At 70.1% G+C, this 21,132-nt stretch carries 22 protein-coding genes; 13 read left to right on the top strand and 9 right to left on the bottom strand.

Annotated elements, in window-relative coordinates; genetic code table 11:
- Nucleotides 1-14: 14 nt before the first annotated feature.
- Nucleotides 15-512: an O-acetyl-ADP-ribose deacetylase gene (locus tag ACE3QY_RS18080; protein WP_374457442.1), complete on the bottom strand. Its 498-nt coding sequence runs from the start codon at nt 510-512 to the stop codon at nt 15-17.
- A 10-nt stretch (nt 513-522) separates the two neighbouring features.
- A complete protein-coding gene (locus tag ACE3QY_RS18085; protein WP_374457443.1) occupies nt 523-1,836 on the bottom strand; it encodes a protealysin inhibitor emfourin in 1,314 nt (437 codons plus the stop codon).
- Between the two features lie 173 nt (nt 1,837-2,009).
- On the opposite strand from ACE3QY_RS18085, the gene typA reads away from it, so the two are divergent.
- Entirely contained in the window at nt 2,010-3,899 is a 1,890-nt protein-coding gene (gene typA / locus ACE3QY_RS18090) for a translational GTPase TypA (RefSeq protein ID WP_374457444.1), read from the top strand.
- Between the two features lie 4 nt (nt 3,900-3,903).
- Nucleotides 3,904-4,557, top strand: coding sequence for a hypothetical protein (locus tag ACE3QY_RS18095; protein WP_374457445.1), 654 nt, complete (start codon nt 3,904-3,906; stop codon nt 4,555-4,557).
- On the opposite strand, the gene ACE3QY_RS18100 is transcribed toward ACE3QY_RS18095, so the two are convergent.
- The 3 genes from ACE3QY_RS18100 to ACE3QY_RS18110 all read right to left on the bottom strand — a co-directional run bounded on the left by ACE3QY_RS18100 (nt 4,538) and on the right by ACE3QY_RS18110 (nt 7,102).
- A complete protein-coding gene (locus ACE3QY_RS18100; RefSeq protein ID WP_374457446.1) occupies nt 4,538-5,326 on the bottom strand; it encodes a hypothetical protein in 789 nt (262 codons plus the stop codon). The two genes, ACE3QY_RS18095 and ACE3QY_RS18100, sit on opposite strands and share 20 nt — an antisense overlap.
- A 99-nt stretch (nt 5,327-5,425) precedes the next feature.
- On the bottom strand, nt 5,426-6,148 hold the full coding sequence (locus tag ACE3QY_RS18105) for a hypothetical protein (protein ID WP_374457447.1): 723 nt from the start codon (nt 6,146-6,148) through the stop codon (nt 5,426-5,428).
- Nucleotides 6,149-6,247: 99 nt separating this feature from the next.
- Entirely contained in the window at nt 6,248-7,102 is an 855-nt protein-coding gene (locus ACE3QY_RS18110) for a hypothetical protein (RefSeq protein WP_374457448.1), read from the bottom strand.
- 132 nt (nt 7,103-7,234) lie between these two features.
- Between ACE3QY_RS18110 and ACE3QY_RS18115 the strand changes: the two genes are divergently transcribed.
- Complete coding sequence (locus tag ACE3QY_RS18115; protein ID WP_374457449.1) at nt 7,235-8,206, top strand: MauE/DoxX family redox-associated membrane protein; 972 nt, start codon at nt 7,235-7,237, stop codon at nt 8,204-8,206.
- Here the strand turns inward: ACE3QY_RS18115 and ACE3QY_RS18120 are convergent.
- Nucleotides 8,190-8,831, bottom strand: coding sequence for a WbqC family protein (locus tag ACE3QY_RS18120; RefSeq protein WP_374457450.1), 642 nt, complete (start codon nt 8,829-8,831; stop codon nt 8,190-8,192). The two genes, ACE3QY_RS18115 and ACE3QY_RS18120, sit on opposite strands and share 17 nt — an antisense overlap.
- Nucleotides 8,828-9,448, bottom strand: a complete 621-nt coding sequence (locus tag ACE3QY_RS18125; RefSeq protein ID WP_374457451.1) for a PIG-L deacetylase family protein — start codon at nt 9,446-9,448, stop codon at nt 8,828-8,830. The genes ACE3QY_RS18120 and ACE3QY_RS18125 overlap by 4 nt, the downstream gene beginning before the upstream one ends.
- 111 nt (nt 9,449-9,559) lie before the next feature.
- On the opposite strand from ACE3QY_RS18125, the gene ACE3QY_RS18130 reads away from it, so the two are divergent.
- Nucleotides 9,560-10,327, top strand: coding sequence for a class I SAM-dependent methyltransferase (locus ACE3QY_RS18130; protein WP_374457452.1), 768 nt, complete (start codon nt 9,560-9,562; stop codon nt 10,325-10,327).
- On the opposite strand, the gene ACE3QY_RS18135 is transcribed toward ACE3QY_RS18130, so the two are convergent.
- The gene (locus tag ACE3QY_RS18135; protein WP_374457453.1) at nt 10,306-11,226 is read right to left on the bottom strand and encodes a glycosyltransferase family 2 protein; all 921 of its coding nucleotides are present in this window, start codon (nt 11,224-11,226) and stop codon (nt 10,306-10,308) included. The genes ACE3QY_RS18130 and ACE3QY_RS18135 overlap by 22 nt on opposite strands.
- Before the next feature lie 88 nt (nt 11,227-11,314).
- Between ACE3QY_RS18135 and ACE3QY_RS18140 the strand changes: the two genes are divergently transcribed.
- From ACE3QY_RS18140 to ACE3QY_RS18155, 4 genes are all read left to right on the top strand, one after another.
- Entirely contained in the window at nt 11,315-12,190 is an 876-nt protein-coding gene (locus ACE3QY_RS18140; RefSeq protein WP_374457454.1) for a hypothetical protein, read from the top strand.
- Nucleotides 12,191-12,198: 8 nt separating this feature from the next.
- Complete coding sequence (locus tag ACE3QY_RS18145) at nt 12,199-13,068, top strand: beta-1,6-N-acetylglucosaminyltransferase (RefSeq protein WP_374457455.1); 870 nt, start codon at nt 12,199-12,201, stop codon at nt 13,066-13,068.
- Between the two features lie 64 nt (nt 13,069-13,132).
- Nucleotides 13,133-13,954, top strand: coding sequence for a glycosyltransferase family 2 protein (locus ACE3QY_RS18150; RefSeq protein WP_374457456.1), 822 nt, complete (start codon nt 13,133-13,135; stop codon nt 13,952-13,954).
- A complete protein-coding gene (locus tag ACE3QY_RS18155) occupies nt 13,951-14,766 on the top strand; it encodes a glycosyltransferase family 2 protein (protein ID WP_374457457.1) in 816 nt (271 codons plus the stop codon). The genes ACE3QY_RS18150 and ACE3QY_RS18155 overlap by 4 nt, the downstream gene beginning before the upstream one ends.
- Here ACE3QY_RS18155 and ACE3QY_RS18160 read toward each other — a convergent pair.
- Nucleotides 14,757-15,602, bottom strand: coding sequence for a hypothetical protein (locus ACE3QY_RS18160; RefSeq protein WP_374457458.1), 846 nt, complete (start codon nt 15,600-15,602; stop codon nt 14,757-14,759). The two genes, ACE3QY_RS18155 and ACE3QY_RS18160, sit on opposite strands and share 10 nt — an antisense overlap.
- A 53-nt stretch (nt 15,603-15,655) precedes the next feature.
- On the opposite strand from ACE3QY_RS18160, the gene ACE3QY_RS18165 reads away from it, so the two are divergent.
- Genes ACE3QY_RS18165 through ACE3QY_RS18185 form a run of 5 tightly spaced genes read left to right on the top strand, consistent with a single transcriptional unit; the run spans nt 15,656 to nt 21,084 of the window.
- Nucleotides 15,656-17,434 carry an ABC transporter ATP-binding protein gene (locus tag ACE3QY_RS18165; protein ID WP_374457459.1) on the top strand — a complete coding sequence of 593 codons (1,779 nt, stop codon included), beginning with the start codon at nt 15,656-15,658 and terminating at the stop codon, nt 17,432-17,434.
- 35 nt (nt 17,435-17,469) lie between these two features.
- Nucleotides 17,470-18,381 carry a glycosyltransferase family 2 protein gene (locus tag ACE3QY_RS18170; RefSeq protein WP_374457460.1) on the top strand — a complete coding sequence of 304 codons (912 nt, stop codon included), beginning with the start codon at nt 17,470-17,472 and terminating at the stop codon, nt 18,379-18,381.
- Nucleotides 18,382-18,383: 2 nt separating this feature from the next.
- The gene (locus ACE3QY_RS18175; RefSeq protein WP_374457461.1) at nt 18,384-19,388 is read left to right on the top strand and encodes a glycosyltransferase; all 1,005 of its coding nucleotides are present in this window, start codon (nt 18,384-18,386) and stop codon (nt 19,386-19,388) included.
- The gene (locus ACE3QY_RS18180; protein ID WP_374457462.1) at nt 19,373-20,416 is read left to right on the top strand and encodes a prephenate dehydrogenase; all 1,044 of its coding nucleotides are present in this window, start codon (nt 19,373-19,375) and stop codon (nt 20,414-20,416) included. The genes ACE3QY_RS18175 and ACE3QY_RS18180 overlap by 16 nt, the downstream gene beginning before the upstream one ends.
- Nucleotides 20,413-21,084, top strand: a complete 672-nt coding sequence (locus ACE3QY_RS18185; RefSeq protein ID WP_374457463.1) for an acylneuraminate cytidylyltransferase family protein — start codon at nt 20,413-20,415, stop codon at nt 21,082-21,084. Before ACE3QY_RS18180 ends, ACE3QY_RS18185 begins: the two co-directional genes overlap by 4 nt.
- Nucleotides 21,085-21,132 lie beyond the last annotated feature (48 nt).

A 21,132-nucleotide genomic window follows, 5' to 3' on the forward strand; every position in this document is an offset into this window, starting at 1 on the left:
ACCCGGAAGGGGGGTCAGTCGGCCAGTGCGGCCGCGATCTCGTCGTACGCCGACCGGCCGAAGGCGACCAGCCGGGCCTCCTCGACCTCGGTGGGCGTGTCGCGCAGCGTGTCGATCGCGGCGCGGATCGCTTCGTCGCGCGGCCACGCGTAGATCCCGGCGCTGACGAGCGGGAACGCGACCGACCTCGCACCGAGCTCGTCGGCGACCGCGAGGGCGTTGGAGTAGCAGGAGGTGAGGAGCGAGCGGTCGCGCTCACCGGCGCCGTGGTTGGGGCCGACGACGTGGATCACCCACCGCGCCGGCATCCGGCCGGCGGTGGTCCAGCCGGCGGCGCCGGTCGCGAGGCCGCGAGGGAAGCGCCGGACGCAGTCCTCCAGCACCTCAGGCCCACCCGCGCGGTGGATCGCACCGTCGACGCCTCCCCCGCCACGCATCGCCCGGTTGGCGGCGTTCACCACCGCGTCGACCTCCTGCGTGGTGATGTCGCCCTCCACGACCGTGATCCGCATCGTCGTCACCTCACATCTCGTTGCGGCGGAGGACGCGGCGCGCCAGCTCGGCCTGGCTCGCGGTCAACCGGTGCTCGGGCACCCGGACGGTGTGGTCGCCGAGGGTGAAGGAGTAGAGGAACATGTCGGGCTTGGTCGTCTGGTCGCCGCCGACGTCGTCCGACCCGATCCCGGCGTCGGCGACGAGGTCGCGCAAGCCCGGCTCGTCGGTGTCGTCGAGGTCGACCTCGGCCGTCTCCGTGCGGCCCGCGAAGCCGCCGGAGCGCTGGACGCGCAGGACGCCTGCGACCTGCCCCGGCGGGTCCGGCACCGGGGCCCCGACGGCACCGGCCGCCTCGACCCCCACGTGCGCCCAGGCGTCGCGCACGACCGCGGCGTGCGGCCCGGCCGCTGCGATGGTGGCGGTGGCGAAGGTGGCGAAGTCGGAGTCCCGGGGCACGTCGCCGCCGGTGATGGCGGCGTACCAGATCCGGCCGGCACCGGCGATCGCCGTGCCGCCGATGGCGACGGCGGCGAGCTGGAAGGCCCGGTTGGGGATGCCGGAGTTGAGGTGGACGCCGCCGTTGTCCTCGGTGGTGACCACGAAGTCGTCCATGTGGCCGACCTGCGGGTCCTTGCCGAGCCGCGGGTCGTCGTAGGCCGTGCCGGGCGCGGCCATGTCGCGCAGGGCCCGCGCCTGGACGGACGGCGTGAAGATCCCCTCGCCGATGAGCCAGTCGCCGTCAGCGGCCTCCTGGCCGAGGACCCGCTGCTTGAGGCAGGCGGCGAACGCGTCGGCGACCGACTCGTTGAGGGCGCCGGACTGGTCGCGGTAGACGAGGTCACAGGTGTGCTCGACGACGCCGTGGCCGAACTCGTGGGCGAGCACGTCGACCGGCTTGGTGAACCGCTCGAAGACCTCACCGTCGCCGTCGCCGAAGACCAGCTGCGTGCCGTCCCAGAAGGCGTTGTCGTAGCGGGTGCCGTAGTGGACGGTCAGGCTGACGTGCGCCCCGGCGCCGTCGTAGGAGCTGCGCTCGAGCTCCTCGGCCCACATCGCGAGGGTGGCCTCGATGCCGGTGGCGGCCTCGTCGACGGCGACGTCGCCGGTGGCCGGCTCACCGGCGGAGCGGGCGGGCTCGCCCGGCAGGTCGGTGGTGGACCCGGCGTCGTGCACGGTCCAGGCGGCGCCCTCCGTGACGGCGGCCGGCCTGGGCTCGGGACCGGCGCCGAGGCCACGCCCGGCGCGGAGCGCCTCGTCGAGGAGGACCTGTCCCGGTCCGCCGACGCGCTCGGTGAGCCAGGGTGGGATGAAGGTGCAGCGGGTCGCCCGAGTGTTCGCCATGCCACAGGTCTACCGCGCCGGTCCGACAGCCGGTAGACCTCTGCGGCGGTCGCCGCCGTCGCGAATCTCGATCTGGCGGCGTGCGCACTAGACTTGTCGGGCTGCGGCCGTGACGGCCGCGCCCGGCCCGACCGCCGATCGTTCCGCCTCGTCTCCGCCCGGAAGGCCCTTGCATGCCCACCCAGTCCCGCTCCGACCTGCGCAACGTCGCGATCGTCGCGCACGTCGACCACGGCAAGACCACGCTGGTCGACGCGATGCTCCGCCAGGCCGGTGCCTTCACCGCGCACCAGGCCGAGAGCGTCGCCGACCGCGTCATGGACTCCGGCGACCTCGAGCGCGAGAAGGGCATCACGATCCTCGCGAAGAACACCGCGGTCCACTACACCGGCCCGTCGGCGCCCGACGGCATGACGATCAACATCATCGACACCCCCGGCCACGCCGACTTCGGCGGCGAGGTCGAGCGCGGCCTGTCGATGGTCGACGGCATCGTGCTCCTCGTCGACGCCTCCGAGGGCCCGCTCCCCCAGACCCGCTTCGTGCTGCGCAAGGCGCTCAACGCCGACATGCCGGTGATCCTCGTGGTCAACAAGACCGACCGTGGCGACGCCCGCATCTCCGAGGTCGTCGACGAGTCCTACGAGCTCTTCATGGACCTGCTCGACGACTCCCACAGCCAGGACGCGCTGGACTTCCCGGTCGTCTACGCCTCGGGCAAGGCCGGCATCGCCTCCCTGGAGCAGCCCGAGAACGGCACCATGCCGGAGGGCACCGACCTCGAGCCGCTCTTCAAGACGATCCTCGAGACGATCCCCGCCCCGCAGTACGACGACGAGGCGCCGCTGCAGGCCCACGTCACCAACCTTGACTCCTCGCCGTTCCTCGGCCGCCTCGCGCTGCTGCGCATCCACCAGGGCACCCTGAAGAAGGGCCAGACCGTGGCGTGGATGCAGCGCAACGGCGAGGTGAAGAACGTCCGCATCACCGAGCTCCTCGTCACCGAGGGCCTCGAGCGCAAGCCGGGCGAGTCCGCCGGCCCCGGCGACATCGTCGCCATCGCCGGCATCCCCGACATCACCATCGGCGAGACCCTGGCCGACGCGGAGAACCCGGTCGCGCTGCCGCTCATCCACGTCGACGAGCCCGCCATCTCGATGACCATCGGCACCAACACGTCGCCGCTGGTCGGCAAGGTCAAGGGCGCCAAGGTCACCGCCCGCCTGGTCAAGGACCGCCTCGACTCCGAGCTCATCGGCAACGTGTCGCTGCGCATCCTGCCGACCGAGCGCCCCGACGCCTGGGAGGTCCAGGGCCGAGGCGAGCTCGCGCTGGCGATCCTCGTCGAGCAGATGCGCCGCGAGGGCTTCGAGCTCACCGTCGGCAAGCCACAGGTGGTCACCAAGGAGGTCGACGGCAAGCTGCACGAGCCGTTCGAGCGCCTCACCATCGACGCGCCCGAGGAGTACCTCGGCACGATCACCGAACTCCTCGCCGTCCGCAAGGGCCGCATGGAGGGCATGACCAACCACGGCACCGGCTGGGTCCGGATGGAGTTCATCGTCCCCGCCCGCGGCCTGATCGGTTTCCGCACCGACTTCCTCACCGAGACCCGCGGCACCGGCATCGCGCACCACATCTCCGAGGGCTACTTCCCCTGGGCCGGCGAGATCCGCTCGCGCAACAACGGCTCTCTGGTGGCCGACCGCGCCGGCGCGGCGACGGCGTACGCCATGACGTCGCTGCAGGAGCGCGGCGTGCTCTTCGTCGAGCCGACCACCGAGGTCTACGAGGGCATGATCGTCGGGGAGAACTCCCGCGCCGACGACATGGACGTCAACATCACCAAGGAGAAGCAGCAGACCAACATCCGGTCCGCCACCTCCGACAACTTCGAGAAGCTGATCCCGCCGAAGCGGCTCTCGCTCGAGCAGTGCCTGGAGTTCTGCCGCGAGGACGAGTGCGTCGAGGTCACCCCGGAGATGGTGCGCATCCGCAAGGTCGTGCTCGACGCCAACGCGCGGGCCAAGACCGCCTCGCGGGCGCGCAAGGCCAACAAGTAGTCGCATGACCGAGGAGACCGGCGAGCGGCTGGCCGACTGGCTCGAGGACCTGGGCCTCGCCGACCAGCTGGCCGCCGCCGGGCTGCCGACGTACGACCGCGCGGACGGCGTGGTGCGCTGGCGCGAGCCGGGCACCGTGGAGCCGCTGAGCGAAGAACGCCTGGCCGACCTCGACCGGCAGCTGCGCGCCCAGGGCGACGACCCGGCGTACGCCGTCCCCGTCGCGCTCGTGCGGCTGCGTCGTGAGGCCCGCGAGCGGGCAGCGCTGCTGGTCGACGGCTGGCTCGACTACGCCGGCGTCGCGGCGCTGCGCGGCGTGTCGGTGGACGCGGCTCGCTTCGCGCTGCACAAGGCCGCGTCCCGGAGTGCCGTGCTGCTCGTCCAGCGGGACGGGGCGACGCTCGTGCCGTCGTTCCAGCTCGACGACACCGGGGAGGTCCGCGCCGAGCTGCTCGCCGTGCTCGAGACGCTGATGGCAGCCGGGATCGACCCGTGGCGCGTGTGGATCTGGCTCACCACCCCCGCCGGGCTCCTCGGTGGCGAGGTGCCGCACGAGGCCGCGCGCGACCCCGAGGAGCTGCCCGTCGTGCAGCGCGCCGCGGTCGCGCTGGCCGAGCGTGCCCGCTCGACGACGGACGTCAGCAGCCCATCGCGGTGAAGCTGAGATCCCCGAGGAAGATCCGGTGGAACTGGGTGCCGCCGGTCGCGTTCCAGTAGGTCAGCTTCATCGACTTCACGTCGGTCGTCGCGCTCGGCGTGGCGGCCGTGAAGTTCACGGACGTCTGCGCGCCCGCCGCGTTCTCGCTCACGTTGGCTTCGGCGCTCCGCAGCCACGGGCTGCCTTCAGAGCCGGCCCCGGAGACGCCGTCGTTGGTCGAAGCGAACGGGACCACGGCTCCCACTGAGTTGTAGCCGATCAGCTCGACCCGGTCGGAGTAGGCAGGGCTGGCGATCGTGTCGATGTCGGTGATCCAGAACTGCAGGCCACGCACCGCTCGCCCGAAGGTGATCGTGACCTCCTGCCGGTTGGCGCGCCCAGCCGTGCTCGACGCGTGATAGAGCATGACCCCGCGCTCGCCCGCCCGACCGCCGAGGCTGGTGACCACCGGGTCTGCCGTGGTGCCGATGCCGGTGTTGGCGGGGACGGAGAGGTTCCGCGTCGCGTCAGGCACGTTGGACGTCGTGGACGAGGTGCTGGCGAAGGTCACCGAGACCGGGGTCCCGCCCGTCGTCGTGACGCTGGCCGACGCGTTGCGGGCGCCGCTCCGGGTGTAGGACGTCGTACCCCAGTCGAGCCGGTAGGAGTAACGCGTCTGGCAGGGCGAGGCGGCGTACGCCGGCGCCGTCGCCGCGACGGCCACGACGGGCGCGCTCCACGCCACCCCACGCACCACGCTGCGCCGGGACGGAGTCCTGGGGTCTGGCATCGAAGATCTCCTGCGTAGGTCCGAGTACCTTCACGGGTCGATCTTTACCTTAGGGAGCGCGACGCCTGCGTCCAAGCCGGTCCCACCGGAAAGGGGGGATCAGCAGCCGATGGCCTTCCAGGTCATGTCGGCGATCCAGACGGCCTGCTGACCGGAGCCGCCGCGGTTCCAGTAGCGGATCTCGATGGCGTCCACGGGGCTGTTGTAGCGGACCGAGACGTTGCCGCGGTTGTCGCCGGTGTCGTTGGTGGTGATCGGCTCGAACCAGCGCGGTCGCCACGGGTCGCCGTACGTGCCCGAGCCCGTGACGTACTGGGTCGTCGGCGTCCCGGTCCGGTCGCCGCTCAGCGCCACCCGGTCGGAGAACTTGCCTGAGTCGAAGTCGATGTCGGTGATCGTGAACGCCAGCTCGGAGACCTGACGGCTGAAGCCGATCCGGACGGTCTGGTAGCTGTCGTCGGAGTTGGTGGTGGCGGAGTGCCACAGCTCCAGGCCCTGCTCACCCGCACCCAGGTTGCCGACGTTGGAGATCCCGTTCTCCAGGTTAAGGTTGGTGGGGTGCCGGGTGATGCCGCTGGTCACCGTGCTGGTGAAGGTCACGGTGATCGGCGCGGTGCCCGAGGCGTTGCCGATCGTCGCGGTGCCGACGTTGGTCGTGCTGTTCTTGGTGTACGCCGTGGTGCCCCAGTCGAGCTTCCACGTGTAGGTGGTCCCGCAGGGCGAGGCGGCGTACGCCGGCGCGGTGGCGGCGACGGCGACCACGGGCACGCTCCAGGCAGCCCCGCGCACGAGCGTGCGGCGGCTGGGGGCCAGCTCGGTCATCGGTCACCTGTACCTGTCGGAAGCGTCAAGAGTCGCTTTACCTTAGGTACGCCCCCACGGCCTCGCAGGGTTTTGCCGAGATCGGCGGTGTGATGTGCGTCAGCAGCCCTTGGCGGTGAAGTTGAAGTCGCTCAACGCGATGATCTGGTTCCCGCCACCTGCCGAGTTCCAGTAGACGAGCGTCAACGTCTTCACAGCAGTGGTGAAGGTGACGACCTTGTTGCCGGCGCTCTGACCCGACCCGACGTTCAGGTTGCCCGCCCGGGGTCGCCAGGGCTGGCCCTGGGAGCCGTCGCCCCACACGACGACCGAGTTGTCTGTCGTGGTCGCCACCGGCGACTGGGTGTAGGCCGCCGCGTTGGTCCCCACCCCGGTCGTACCCGTGAGCTCGACCTGGTCGTACCAGTTGCCGGTCGACGAGTCGATGTCGACGATTCCGAACGACAGGCCGGTCACGGGACGGGAGAAGGTGATGACCACCTCTTGGCGGTTGCCGCGACCTGTCTGGATGTTGTCGTGCGTGAGCTGCAGGCCGGGGCCGCCGAGGCCACCGACGTTCGTCCCGCCGACGATCAGGTTGTTGGCTGTGCGGTTGACGGTGCCTACCGTCGTGCTGGCGAAGGTGACGTTAAGGCTCGACCCACCACTGCCAGCGGGGGCGAGCGCCGTTGCGGTGCCCGTCCTGGTGCCGGCACCGGTCGGCGTGCTGGGGGGCGCATAGGTGGTGCGGGCTGTGTTGTTCCAGTCGAGGGCGTAGTTCACATCGGTGGACCCGCACGACGCGGCGAAGGCCGGCGCAGTCGCTGCCATCGAGACGACCGGAACGCTCCATGCGGCGCCGCGGACGACGGATCGCCGAGAAGGACGTACGGTGTCGAGCACGCTCGTGTCGATGGCCATGCTGTGTAGCCCCCACTGGTTCCGGCGAACCCCCACGGCCGCCTGGTTGATCACAACGGTAGGTCGGTGCGGGGCACGATTCGGTAACAACTGGACTCAGCACGGTGCGACTTTCAACCAGTCGCGTGATCTGGCTCACCCCGGCGATCGGCGGACCCCGCACCGCTTGCTCCTACGATCTGGGACATGTCCAGCGCTCCCACGGCTTCGTTGCTGGTGCTGCTGGTCCTGGCGGGCGTGCTGGCGGTCAGCGCCGTGGCCAAGCTGCGCGACCCCGTCGCGTTCGAGGACGCCTTCGTGTCGCTCCGTGTGCCGCCGGTCGTCCCGAAGCGCGCCGCGCGGCGCGCCCTGCCCTGGTTCGAAGGCGTCCTGGCCGTGCTCCTGCTCGTCGCCCCGAGCGGTCCGCTCATCGGTGTGGCCGGCCTCGTCGCCGTGACCATGACGGCCTACACCTGGCTGATCGCTCGCGCGTTCACCTTCGACACGCCCGTCGACTGCGCCTGCTTCGGCGCGCTGGGCGGCCACACCGTCGGCCGCGTGACCCTCGCCCGCAACGTGCTGCTGCTCGCGCTTTCGGTCGTGGCAGTCTGGATCGCCGCCGGGGGCGGTTCCGCCCCGGAGGCCATCGCCGACCTCGACCACGGTGACTGGTGGACCCTTGCGGCGGCCGCCGCAGCGGTGGTGATCGCGGTGACCATCGTCGGCAGATCTGACGATGGGGAGCACGTCGGGGCACCCGAGCTCGACTACGAGCGCCAACCCATCCCGTACGGCGTGCTCACCCTGCCCGACGGCACCTCGACCACCCTCGCCGAGCTCGCCTCGACCCAGGCCCGCCTCCTCGTCGTCCTCAACGCACACTGCGGAGCGTGCGTGCGCACGGCCGAGAAGCTCGACGGCTGGGCGGAGCAGCTGGAGCCGACGGTCGGCATCGTCGCCGTCCATCCAGAGACGGGGCTGGCCCTGCCCCACCAGAAGGTCCTCGCGACGGTCGAGCCGGAGCACAACGTGCGCCGGATCTTCTCCGTCGGCGCACCGGGAGCGGTGCTGCTGGGCGCCGACGGCCTGATGGCCGGTGGTCCCGTCGCAGGTGCAGGCGACGTGGAGCGGTTCGTCGAGGAGATCCTCGACGAGCTCGACGTCAGCCGACCGTCCTGAGCACGACCTCCATCGGGTCGTCCTCGTCCATCAGGACCGAGACGATCGAGTCGCCGGTCGTGTGCTGGTGGTCGGACCACAGGAGCTCGAGGCCCTCCTCGGCGAAGCGCCCCTCGGGGTCGTCGCCCATGTAGGCCTTGCCACCCTGTCCGGCGAGGTACGCCGTGCCGCCGACCATCTGAACCTGCTCGATGAGCCGCTCGGTCGCCGCCTTGGTCGGTGGCCCCGTCACCACGAGCGGGGTCTCGATGCCGAGCATGTCGCGGACGACCTCGATCATCGAGATGTTCACCTCGTCGAGCATCCGGCCCTGGCACGCGAGGATGCCGTCGACCAGGTCCGTGCCGCGGGTCGTGAAGTACTTCGAGCCGGTGTAGCGACCACGGATCACGTCGGCGATGCGCTGCTGCCACCCCTCGGCGACCTCGATCGTGTTGATCGGCACGAGGGCCGGCTTGCCGACCAGCTGGTGGGAGCACCACGCGTCGCGCATCTTCACGCGGCGCTGGTAGCCGTGCTTCTGGAACTGGTCGTGCACCGACAGGATGAAGGTGTCGCAGGTAGCCATCTTGAACCAGAAGCCTGAGTACGGCAGCAGGTCGGGCTGGTGGATCGTGACCTTCACCGGCGCACCTGCCGGACCAGCGCGTACTGCTCGGCGTAGTCGACCTTGCGCATGTGGCCGACGGTCGCGGCGATCTCCTTGATGCTGTTCATCGGGTGCGCGCCTCCGGGATTCTCGGAGGCGTACGCCGCGCACGCCGCGGCCTTGAGGTCGGCCTGCTCCTCGGTGAGCGCCTCGAAGACGTTCCACCTGAGGTCCGAGGGGTAGAGGTTCACGTCGTAGACCGCGATGTCGTAGACCAGCACGCTGTTGGGCACCCAGTGGCCGGGCGACATCGACAGCCGCGCCGACCGCATGCCCGCCTCGTAGACGCCGATGTGGTCCTGGTGCAGCGAGGGGAACGGCAGGTAGAGCTCGTCCGGTTGGACGTCAGCCATCACCTCGTCGAGCCGCCCGACGAGCTCGGCCATCACGTGCTGGGTGGTGCCGTCCTCGTAGTCCAGGCAGCGGAAGTCGGTGACGCCGAGCAGCTCCATGGCGCGGGCGTGCTCCGCGCGTCGCTCGTCACCGCTCTGGGTGACGACGACCACCGTCGACTCCCCTGCGTGCTTGGCCAGGAGGCCCCCACACCCCAAGGACTCGTCGTCCATGTGAGGGGCGATCACCAATCGACGCATGGAGCTCCTATCGCGGTCGGTCGTGGGAACTCTAACCATCGAGGGCGTCGCCGTCCGGCGGAATGCGTCGAGCTGCGACCGAGGACGTGCAGAGCAACTACCCTCGTCGTTGTGGCCCCCAGCGACGACAACCAGCAGATCTACGAGGACGCCGGCGTCATCGACGTCTATCGCGAGGCTGGCCGGCCGCAACAGGCCGAGCTCAACATGTTCGAGCCGATCAGCGAGGAGCTGAGGGCGGGCCGGCTGCTGGACATCGGCATCGGAGCCGGGCGCACGACCGCGTACCTCGCTCCCAAGGTCGGACACTACGTCGGCTTCGACTACTCCCACGGGCTCGTCGCCGCAGCGCAGAAGCTGTATCCCGAGGCCGAGATCCTCTGGTGCGACGCGCGGGACATGTCCGTCTTCGAGGACGCGAGCTTCGACTTCGTGAACTTCAGCTTCAACGGGCTCGACTCACTCGACCACGAGGGTCGGCTCCAGGTGCTGGCAGAGGTGCGTCGCGTCCTCAAGCCGGGTGGTCATTGGATGTTCTCCAGCCACAACCGTGACTACTACCGCCGTGGGCTCCTCCCGTGGCAACCTCCGTTCAAGCCGGGCCGGGTGATGCTCAAGAAGAGCGCCGAGGCGATTGCCGCGCGCAAGAGCTGGCGCAAGCTGCGCAAGGAGCAGGTCGAGACGCCTGTCTACGCGCTGGTCAACGACGAGGCACACAACTACTCCCTGCTGCACTACTACGTCACTCCCGAGACGCAGACCCGCCAGCTCGAGGACGCTGGTTTCACCGACGTGCGCGTCTATGACCAGTGGGGCACCGAGATCGACGGCAAGTCCCCGAAGTCCATCTGGCTCTACTACGACTGCCGTCGCGCCTGACCGCTCCACGCCGCACGCGCCAGCGCTCGACGCTGTCGCCAGTCCGCGAGCGGGGTCGTGTCCCTGCCCAGCGCCCTCCGTGCCGAGTCGACGACCAGGTTGGTCGCAGCCGATGCCTCCATCGCGAGCCACAGGCGGCGACGCCAGCCCCACTTGTCGGCGTACGCCACCCACGACTCGGCCTGCCAGAGCTCGCGCTTGGCGGGGTCGGACGAGCCGAAGCCCGCGTGCTCGATGACGACGTGGCCGATGTAGACCGAGGGCAGCCCTCGCGCACGGAGGCGCCGCTGCAGGTCGACCTCCTCGAGGTACATGTGGAAGCGGTCGTCGAAGCCGCCGACCGCTCTCAGGTCCGCCGTCGGGACGAGGAGGGCCGCACCGGACACCCAGTCGACCACGTGCTCGTCCTCTGGCCCTCTCGGCTTGTCCTCGCCGATGAGGTCCGAGACCCAGCCGCGGTCCCGGCGGCCGGCCAGCACACCGATGCGTTGGGCCAGCACGGTGCGGGCGTTCGGGAAGCGAAAGCTCGTGGCTCCGTCGTGGCCGTGTGTCACGACGCGCGGCGCCACCACCGCCGGGAGCCAGGGACGTGCGGCCTCGACGAACGCCCGGAGGAAGTCGGGCCCGACGACGAGGTCGCTGTTGAGGATGGCGACAAGCCCTCCTCGAGCCTGCTCGACACCGACGTTGACCGTCGCGCCGAACCCACCGTTGCGGTCACGACGGATGACGGTGGCACCGTCGACCTGGGGCATGGGGTGCGGTGAGCAATCGTCCACGACCACGATCTCCGCAGACGCAGCCTGCAGCTGCGGCAGCAGTTGTCGCACGAGCGCCTGGGTGGGTGCGGCATCGCCGTAGTGCGGGATGACCACCGACAGCGCGACCGGGTCACTCACTCACATCACTCCGCACGTGTCTTGTCCACCAGTGGCCATCAATCGTCGTTCGTCCCTCATGGGCGAGGGCGCTCCCTATCATGGCCGCATGGCTGTGGCTGCTCGGGCGAAGGAGCTCAAACACGCCGCCTGGCTGGGCAGGAAGCGCGTGCTGGAGGCGGCGGACCGGGTAGCCGGATCGGTGCGGGACCAGGTGTTCGCGGTCCAGACCCGTCTCGCTCCGCCGACCTACGCCGAGGGTGACTACCCGGACTCCTTTGTCGACCGCAGCCCAAAGGTCACGTCCGAGGTCGCAGAGGAGCCGCTGCCGCGACGGGTCTTCTGCCTGTGGACCGGGGACAACGCACTGACCCCCAACCGCGCCGAGGCCCTCGAACAACTGCGGGAGGAGAGCCCGTCGCTGGAGGTCGTGCTGGTCACGCCGGACAACCTCGCCGACTGGATCGCCCCCGACGCGCCGCTTCCCGACGCGTACTGGAGCCTGTCCTTCGTGCACCGGTCCGACTTCCTGCGGTCCTACCTGATGCACCACCACGGTGGCGGGTACGCGGACATCAAGCGCGACTACGGCGACCTCGCGCCGTGCTTCGACCGGCTCGCAGGTCGACCTGACCAGTGGCTGCTCGGCTACCCGGAGCGGAGTGCGCAGGACGTGTCCGACGAGCCCGGGAGCATCTACCGCAGCCTGCAGGTCCACCACCGCCGCCTGCCCGCCAACGGCGCGTTCATCTCGCGTCGGTCGACCCCCCTCACCGCCGAGTGGTTCGCCGAGGTGTCGCGCCGCCTCGACACTTTCGCACCCCGACTGACGCAGGCGCCCGGGAACGTGCTGGGCGACAACCCGGGCTACCCGGTCCCCTGGGGCGCCATGCAGGGCGCGACCTTCCAGCCGGCATGCCTGAAGTACATCGAACGCGTCATGGTCGACGAGCGACTTCGTCCGTCCTTGACCGACTACCGCTAGGTGGTTCCGTGTCCCGACACGCCTATCTCGTCCTGGCCCACAACGACCCCTACGTGCTCGACCGCCTCCTGCGACTGGTGGACGACGAACGCAACGCCGTCTTCGTCCACGTCGACAGGCGGTCGACCGAGCTCTCGCCGGAGCACATCGCCACGGCGTGCACCCACTCGCGCGTCGAGCTCGTGCCGAGACGCAACGTCTTCTGGGGTGACTACTCCCAGATCGACGCGGCCATGCGACTGTTCCGTGCCGCGGTGCCTGACACCTTCGACTACTACCACCTGGTCTCCGGCGCCGACCTCCCCCTCAAGCGGCAGGACGAGATCCACGCGTTCTTCGACGACCACCAAGGCCGTGAGTTCATCGGCTACGCCAAGGACTTCGACCCTCGCTGGGTCACGGAGCTGCACTTCTTCAACCGCTACATGCGACCAACGAACCGGGTGCAGCGCGCCATCCGGAACCGCGGGACCGAGAACCTGGTCAAGCTCCAGCGCCGATGGGGCTACGACCACTCCCGACGCTTCGGCCTCGAGCTGAGGAAGGGTGCGGACTGGTTCTCGGTCACGCACGGAATGGCCGAGCACCTGCTCGGCCACCAGCAGACCGTGCGCAGGCTCTTTCGCTTCGCGCACGCCCCCTCGGAGGTCTACATGCAGACCCTGGCCTGGAACTCGCCATTCCGGGAGGCGCTGTTCGACGTCGACGACGAGTACGTCGGATGCGCGCGTCTCATCGACTGGGAGCGTGGCGGCCCGTACACCTTCACCGATGCCGACTTCGACGAGCTGGTGACCTCGGACCGCATGTTCGCGCGGAAGTTCATGTCGGAGGTCGACCGGGACGTGGTCGACCGGCTCGTGGCCCACCTCTCCTGAGTCTGCGGCCGGTGGCGTCGCAACGTGCTGCGACGCCGCGTCGTACGCCTCTAGTGTTGCGTCCATGCCGCCGCCCGCAGCATCTGGTCGTGTCTCGATCGTCATCCCGTGCTTCAACGACGGCGCTTTCGTCGGCGAGGCCGTCCAGAGCGCACTCAACCAGACCACGCCCGCGGCCGACGTCATCGTCGTGGACGACGGTTCGACCGACCCGGGAACCCTGGAAGCCTTGGAACGGCTGCCGGGCGGCGTGGCCGTGCACCGGCAGCCCAACCGGGGACTTCCTGCAGCCCGCAACGCAGGGATCGCCCGCACCCGGGGCGACTACATCCTCCCGCTCGACTCCGACGACCGGATCAGTCCGGACTACGTAGAACTCGCGACGGCCGTCCTGGACGAACGGCCCGAGGTCGGCATCGTCGGTGGCGGGATCGAGCTCTTCGGCATCCAGGAGAGCCGTCGCCGACCGACCTACGACGGGGTCGCCGGGATGCTGTTCGAGAACCACCTCTACACCTGCTCGCTCACCAGGCGTGCCGACTGGGAGGCAGTGGGCGGATACCCGGAGCAGGCCAGGTTCGCCGAGGACTGGATCTACTGGCTCCGCATCCTCGGGCTCGGCCGCGAAGTGCACCTGCTCGACGAGACCGTCTGGTTCTACCGACAGCGCGAGGGCCAGATGACACGCTCCATGGACAGCCGGACCGCCAGCAACGCGGTGATCCAGGCGATGCGGGACCAGCCCGAGCTGTACGCCGCCCACATGGCGGAGGTGACCGACTACCTCGAGCTGAAGATGCAGACCCTCGACGGATTCCGCCGACGCTACGGTCGGTTGAACGACGCCCTGGCTCGCATCCGACCGCTGCTGGGGCGCCAGGCATGACGCGGGTCAGCATCGTCATCCCGTGCTTCAACGACGGCGCCCACCTCCGCGAGGCCGTCGAGAGCGCCCTCGCCCAGGACCACGACGACTGCGAGGTTCTGGTCGCCGACGACGGCTCGACGGACGCGGCGACCCTTCGCGAGCTCGACACCCTGGACGAGCTCGGCGTGAGGGTCCTTTGCCTCGACCACGCCGGGGTCTCCTCGACGCGGAACTCCGCGATCGCCGCCGCGAGCGGTGACCACGTGCTCCCGCTGGATGCCGACGACCGGTTGGCGCCGGCGTACGCCGGAGAGGCCAGCCGTCTGCTGGACGCCGATCCAGCTGTGGGGATCGTCGGAGCGGGCACGGAGTTCTTCGGCTCGGACGCAGGTGTCATCCATCCGGACGTGCCACGGCCCGAGGCGTGGCTGGTCGCCAACCAGCTGCCCGTATCTGCGATGTTCCGCCGTGCGGACTGGACTGAGGCCGGCGGCTACGCACAGGACCTGAGGTGGGGCGAGGACTGGCACTTCTGGGTCAAGGTCGTCGCCCTCGGCCGTGAGGTGCGGGTCCTTCCGGAGATCGGTCTGTACTACCGCCGCAGGCCCGGACAGGTGACGACCCACGTGCCGTGGGACGTCCAGGAGGCGACTCGCGCGCGGATCCTCCAAGCCGGGATCCCCATCGTCACCCGCTTTCCGGAGGACTCCACGAGCATCATCGCCAGCCAGCTCAACCAGCTCCAGGCAGTGAAGGAGCGACGCAGCGAGAGACTGCGGTCAGCCGCTCTGCACACCTGGCGCCGGCGCTCCGGCCGACCTCACTTGTAGTCGCGCAGCTGCGGCGTGATGGCGGCGTCCTGCAGGACGTGATCGTGGAACCGCAGGCAGAGCGGGTGGAAGATCTCCCCCAGCAGCCCGTAGAACGGCACTGGATAGCCGTCCGGTCCGGAGTGCACGTCACCCGGGAAGCGGCTCAGGTCGTCACGCCAGAGGTCGAGCCGGCGTTCCGCCTCGGCCAACCAGGCCGCCGTCATTGGGCTCGACGGCTTCACGATGTAGGCGCCGTTGCCGATCAACCGGGTGTAGTGGACGCGCAGTCGGCGGTGGAGAGGCGTGGGGGCCGGGGCGACCACGCGGTAGCTCACCTCCGGATAGCCGATCAGCCAGGCGCGCGGGTCCCCGTTGAGGGCGTCGAACGCTGGAGCCCACGAGGTGCGAGCCGCCTTGACGTCGGAGTAGCCGCCCCCGTGGTGGTGCATCAGGTAGGTGCGGAGGTAGTCCGACCGATGGATCAGGGCAAGGTCCTGGTAGGCCGGGTGCAGCGGGTGGCCGGCGACGACCCAGTCGTCGATCGAGTCTGGAGTGACGAGGACGACCTCGACCTCGGGCTCGTTGCACCGGCGTATCTCCGCCATCGCTCGCGTCCGGTTGGCGGACAGCGGGTTGTCGCCTGTCCACAGGCAGAAGATGCGCCGTGGGGCAGGCGCGAGCAGGACGTCCAAGGCATGCTCTGATGTCGGGGGTCGAAGCCTCGAGTAGGTCTTGAGGCCGGCGTCGACGGCGGGTGCCACGCCGGGCTCGATCACCGCCCACGCGCGCCTCCGGGCGACCCACGCGGCATGCTTGGCGGACCGCAGCCGGGACACCACACGGTCCGAGTTCACGGCACCATCCTCCTAGACTGCCGTCACTGACGGCCACCCGCGAAGGTAATCACGTGCTCACTCTCGTGCGACGGGCCCTCCGGCTCTTCGACCGGCGGACCACCCGCCGGTTCTCCCTTGCGCTGGCAGGATCCATCGTGATCTCCCTCGCCGAGGTGTTCGCGACGCTCCTTGTCGTGCCACTGATGCAGCTGATCACCGGCGTCCCGTCCGGGATCCTCGACCGGATCCGGGACCTGCTCGGGGACCCTGGTGACGACACCCTGGCCGTGGTGCTGGCGACCGCGGTCGGACTCGGCTTCATCTTCCGCAGCGTCGTCTCCCTGGCGATCCGCTGGTGGACCATCGGCTTCGTCAGCCGCCGCATGGTCGACTCCTCGGCCGAGCTGATGCGCTACTACCTCCACGCGCCCTACAGCCTGCACGTGCAGCGCGGATCCGCCGACCTGCTGCGTCGGGTCAACGACTCGATCAACAACGTGTTCGGCCTGATCCTCGTCCCGGCCGTCGCGATCGTCACGGACGCGGTCACGGTGGCGGGGATGACCATCGCCCTCCTCCTCACCGCCCCGATACCCACCGTGCTGGCGGCCCTCATCTTCGGCGTGGGCGGCTACCTGATGCAGCGCTACACCAAACGCACCATGATGCACGCGAGCTGGGCGATCACCGACGCCAACCTCATCGCGATGCGCTACGCGCTCCAGAGCTTCGGCGGTATCAAAGAAATCAAGCTGCGCAACGAGCAGGACGTCTTCGTCGAGGGCTATGCCGAGGCCAAGATGGCCTCGGCGATGCAGGGTCGGATCATCACGTTCCTCTCGGACTTCCCGAAGTACGCCACCGAGACCCTGTTCGTGATCGGCATCGGCGCCATGACGGCGGTGCTGTTCGCCCAGAAGTCCTCGGGCCAGGCTTTGGCCGTCCTGGCGCTGTTCGCCGTCGCCGGCTTCCGGGTGATGCCGGGCTCCGTGCGCATGGTCGCGTCGATCGGCACCATCCGGACCGGAGGTCCTTCGCTCGACCTCATCGAGGACGACCTCAGGGCCATGCGGGCGGCGCCTCCGCCGCGGCTCGAGGTCAGCGAGCCCATGCCGTTGCACGAGGAGCTCCGCCTCACGTCGGTCAGCTTCCGCTACGAGGACGCCACCGCGGACGTCCTGTCCGACTGCAGCCTGCGTGTGCGGGCCGGGTCGTCACTTGCGCTCGTCGGGAGCAGCGGCGCCGGGAAGTCCACGATGGTCGACCTCATCCTCGGCCTCCAGACGCCGACCTCCGGCCGCATCACCGCCGACGGGCAGGACATCGTCGCGCGACGCGCCGAGTGGCAGGCCGGACTGGCCGTCGTGCCGCAGGACGTGTTCCTCCTCGACGGGTCACTGCGTGACAACATCTCGTTCTCCCCGCACGGGGCCGAGACCGACGAGGACCGGCTGCAACGGGTGGTGGCACACGCGCAGCTGGCCGACCTGGTCGCCGAACTCCCCGACGGCATGGACACCCACGTCGGCGAGCGCGGGACCCGCCTCTCCGGCGGTCAGCGGCAACGTGTCGGGATCGCGCGCGCCCTCTACCGGGACCCGCAGATGCTCGTGCTGGACGAGGCGACCTCCGCTCTCGACAACGAGACCGAGCACCGCATCAGCGAGACCGTGCGGGGTCTGCACGGCGACGTCACCCTTGTGATCGTCGCGCACAGGCTGTCGACGGTTCGTCACTGCGACCAGATCGCGCTGCTGTCCGCTGGCCGCGTGGCCGCGGTCGGGACCTTCGATGAGCTCCGCGAGAGCAACGAGGAGTTCGCCCGCCTCGTGGAGCTCGGTACTTTGTAGGTGACCTCCGGCACCCGCGGCTAGGATCGTCGACGATGCGCGCCTCGATCGTCGTCCCTTCCCGCGGTGGAGCGTCCCGCCTGCCCTTGCTCTTCGAGTCGTTGCGCGCGCAGACGGAGTCGGACGTCGAGATGATCGTGGTCCTCGACGGCGACGTCGACGACAGCGAGTCCGTCGTCCGCAAGTACGCCGACGAGCTGCCGGTGCGTCCGATCGTGTTCCCCGAGAACCGTGGCCGCGCGGCCGCCCTCAACGCCGGGTTCTTCGACGCCAAGGGCGATGTGCTGATCCGCGCCGATGACGACCTCGAGCTCGAGCCGGACTTCGTCGAGCACCACGCGCGACTTCATGACGAGGCACCGCGCGGAGTCATCGCGATGTGCCAGGACGTCTTCCCCGGCACGCCGTACGCCCGCGCGTACGGGATCGAGGCGGACGAGGCGATCCGCTCGGCCGCCTTCGCCACTGCGCCGGAGCGCACCTGGCAGTGGTGGTCGGGCAACGTCTCCACCACGGCCGAGGACTTCCACCGCGTCGGCGGGTACGACGAGGACTTCCGTGCCTATGGCTGGGAGGACATCGAGTGGGGCTACCGCCTGCACCTGCTCGGGCGGGAGATCCTGATCGCGCCGGGGTTCACCACGCTCCACCACGGGCCGGTCACCAGCACGGTCGAACGGCTGGACCGGGCGTACGCGTCCGGCGCGGCGTTCGCCAAGTTCGTCGAGAAGCACGGCGACGTGTGGCCCGACAGCACCACGGACCGCTCGGCGTGGAACTTGCTCGTGTCAGCAGCCTCGCGGGCGGCGACGGCTCGGACGGTCAACGCAACGGGTCGTGGTCTCGATCGCGTCCTCGACCGGCTGCCCCACTACGTGGCCCACAAGATGGTCGCCCTGTCACTCCAGGCGTCGGCGCGCGCCGGTCGTCGACGCTCGGGCCGCTGACCGTGCGGGTCCTGCTGGTCAGCCCGGTCTTCCACGGCTACCACTCCGCGATCTCCCGAGCCCTCGCCGCGCGAGGTCACGTCGTGAGCACGCACGTCTACGACGACCACCCCACCGTCGCCGCCAAGGGCTGGCACCAGCTCCGCCACCAGCTGCCCCACAAGCTGGGCGCCGGATCTCTCCGCGGGCTCGGCCGCGAGGAGACCGCGCAAGCCGTGTCCGCGGTCGAGCGGTCATCCCCCCAGGCCGTGGTGGTCGTCAAGGGGGACTCCCTGGGTGAAGCCTTCTGGGGGTCGATCATCGGTCTCCCCCGCGTGACGTGGCTCTACGACGAGGTGCGGCGCACGCGCTACGACACCGAGCGGCTCGCCTCCATCGGGCCCGTCGCCACGTACTCGCCCGACGACGCCGCGACCTTCGTCGCCGACGGCCTTCCGGCCCGCTACCTCCCGCTGGCCTACGACCACCACTTGGTCGAGACGCCCACCTCGTCGCGCAGTGCGCAGATCAGCTTCGTCGGTGCCCGCTACCCCTCGCGCGAGGCGGTGCTGGCCACGCTCCACGACCACGACCTGCCGATCCGTGCCTACGGCCGCGACTGGTCCAGCCATCCCGTCGACCGGCTGCGCACCTGGCGGGTCGGCACCCCAGGCATACCGGCCGAGCGTGACGTGTCGCGCGCGGCGGCGTACGACGTCATGGCGGCGTCAGTCGGGACCCTCAACCTGCACGGCGACCAGGACGGCTTCACGATGCGGACGTTCGAGGCAGCCGGCGTCGGGGGCGTCCAGCTGATCGATCGCACGGACGTCGCCGGACTCTACGAACCGGGCACCGAGGTGCTGACGTGGTCGGGCACCGACGAGCTCGTCGACCTGTGTCGACGAGCACTGACGGACGCTGCCTGGGCCGACGGCATCCGCTCTGCTGCACGGGCCCGCACGCTGGCCGAGCACACCTTCGACCACCGGGCGGCAGTGTTGGAGGACGCATGGGACACGGCCTGAAGCACCCCGCCGACCTCGTCGCCTGGCGGCGTTGGCACGAGTCGCAGCACCCCGTCCGACACGCGGTGCGCACCACCCGCGCCCGACTCCGCCCCGGCCCCCCGTCCGAGGGGGACCTGTTCCTCCCCGCGGGAGGCGCTGACGTCCTCGTGGCCGTCGAGGCCGCCCACGCCAGCTTCGCGGCAGCTGTGGTGGCCCCGCTCGCCCACCTGCCCGCGGACCGCACGGCGATCGTGGCTCCCGTCGGCTGGCAGCCGCCGGCCGCGTACGCCGACCACCAGCGCAGCACCGTCACGCTCGACCGCCTCGCCGAGCTCGTCCGCCCGTCGGTCGTCCTCGCTGCGGGCCACTACACGGAGATCGGCGCGGCGGCCTTCGCGCTGGCCGACGAGCGCGAGCTCCCGTTCCTCGTCTCCCAGCACGGAGCGCTGACCCCGTTCGCCCCTCCGCTCCCGCGCGCGGCCCGGCTGCTGGCGTGGAGCCAGGCTGACGGCACGTTCTGGACGTCTGGGCGACGGGACGTGGACGTGCAGGTCACCGGGAGCCAGCTGATGTGGGGAGCGGCGAGCGGGGCGCCCTCCTCGACCGATGGAGCAGATGGCCCGCTCACCTACCTCGGACAGGGCCACGCCGCAGAGATCTCGCGCGCCCGCCTCGCCCACGCAGCCCTGACGACGTGCCGCGAGCACGGGGCCGTCTACCGACCGCACCCCAGCGAGCGGGACGTCACGTCGCGTGCGGTGCTCGCAGCCTACGAGCGCGCGGGGATCACCGTCGACCGAGCCGGCGTCCCGCTCGTCGAGCTCGAGGCGCCGGTGGTCAGCGTGTTCTCCACTGGTGTGCTCGAGGCAGCCGCACGCGGACGTCATGCGTGGGTCGACTTCCCCCGACCTCCGGCGTGGCTCGGCGAGTTCTGGGAGCGTTACGGCATGCACCGTCTCGGCTCCGACCCCACGCCCGCGCCCGCCCTGCCGGACATCGAACCCGCTCGCAGGATCGCGGAGATCGTCCTGGCGGCGGCGTCATGACTCTCTGCGTGATCCCGGCCCGCGGCGGCTCGAAGGGCGTGCCGCGCAAGAACCTCCTCGACGTCGGCGGCAAGCCGCTCATCGTCTGGACCATCGAGCAGGCGCTGGCGGTGCCGGACCTCGACGTGCTGGTCTCCACCGACGACGAGGAGATCGCCGAAGTCGCCCGCGCGGCGGGTGCACGCGTGCCCTGGTTGCGACCTGCCGAGCTCGCGCAGGACACCACACCGACCGAGCCCGTCGTCCGTCACGCGATCGAGCAGGTCACCGCCGAGCGCGGCCGTCCCGACGCGGTGATGCTGCTCCAGGCCACGTCCCCCGTGCGGCACGACGACACCCTCGGCCGCGCCCTGGCCGAGTTCACCGCCACCGGCGTCGACTCGATGGTCGGCGTCGTCGAGCAGCCGCCGTTCATCTGGCAGGCCGGCGACCCACCCACAGCGGCGTACGACGTCGACGCGCGGCCGCGGCGCCAGGACCTCACCGAGGAGACCCGCCGCTACCGGGAAACGGGTTCCCTCTACGTCACCCGCACCGAAATCTACGAGCAGCACGACAACCGCCTCGGCGGCAGGATCGGGCTGTTCGTGATGCACGAGGACGAAGGCATCGACATCGACACGGAGCTCGACGTCGCCCTCGCTGTGCGCCTGATGACCGTGCGTTGAGCGGACTCCGCCCACGGCGCGCGTCGGCTGGCTAGTGTTTTGCCGTAC

Origin of the sequence: Nocardioides sp. (assembly GCF_041913365.1) — a bacterium.
Lineage (GTDB): Bacteria > Actinomycetota > Actinomycetes > Propionibacteriales > Nocardioidaceae > Nocardioides.

Bases quoted from the DNA above. Each gene is read 5' to 3' on its own strand.
- typA (WP_374457444.1), top strand. From the start codon at position 2,010: ATGCCCACCCAGTCCCGCTCCGACCTGCGCAACGTCGCGATCGTCGCG.
- ACE3QY_RS18115 (WP_374457449.1), top strand. From the start codon at position 7,235: ATGTCCAGCGCTCCCACGGCTTCGTTGCTGGTGCTGCTGGTCCTGGCG.
- ACE3QY_RS18085 (WP_374457443.1), bottom strand. From the start codon at position 1,836: ATGGCGAACACTCGGGCGACCCGCTGCACCTTCATCCCACCCTGGCTC.
- ACE3QY_RS18100 (WP_374457446.1), bottom strand. From the start codon at position 5,326: ATGCCAGACCCCAGGACTCCGTCCCGGCGCAGCGTGGTGCGTGGGGTG.
- ACE3QY_RS18155 (WP_374457457.1), top strand. From the start codon at position 13,951: ATGACGCGGGTCAGCATCGTCATCCCGTGCTTCAACGACGGCGCCCAC.
- ACE3QY_RS18080 (WP_374457442.1), bottom strand. From the start codon at position 512: ATGCGGATCACGGTCGTGGAGGGCGACATCACCACGCAGGAGGTCGAC.
- ACE3QY_RS18180 (WP_374457462.1), top strand. From the start codon at position 19,373: ATGGGACACGGCCTGAAGCACCCCGCCGACCTCGTCGCCTGGCGGCGT.
- ACE3QY_RS18140 (WP_374457454.1), top strand. From the start codon at position 11,315: ATGGCTGTGGCTGCTCGGGCGAAGGAGCTCAAACACGCCGCCTGGCTG.
- ACE3QY_RS18185 (WP_374457463.1), top strand. From the start codon at position 20,413: ATGACTCTCTGCGTGATCCCGGCCCGCGGCGGCTCGAAGGGCGTGCCG.
- ACE3QY_RS18095 (WP_374457445.1), top strand. From the start codon at position 3,904: ATGACCGAGGAGACCGGCGAGCGGCTGGCCGACTGGCTCGAGGACCTG.
- ACE3QY_RS18170 (WP_374457460.1), top strand. From the start codon at position 17,470: ATGCGCGCCTCGATCGTCGTCCCTTCCCGCGGTGGAGCGTCCCGCCTG.
- ACE3QY_RS18150 (WP_374457456.1), top strand. From the start codon at position 13,133: ATGCCGCCGCCCGCAGCATCTGGTCGTGTCTCGATCGTCATCCCGTGC.
- ACE3QY_RS18105 (WP_374457447.1), bottom strand. From the start codon at position 6,148: ATGACCGAGCTGGCCCCCAGCCGCCGCACGCTCGTGCGCGGGGCTGCC.
- ACE3QY_RS18125 (WP_374457451.1), bottom strand. From the start codon at position 9,448: ATGCGTCGATTGGTGATCGCCCCTCACATGGACGACGAGTCCTTGGGG.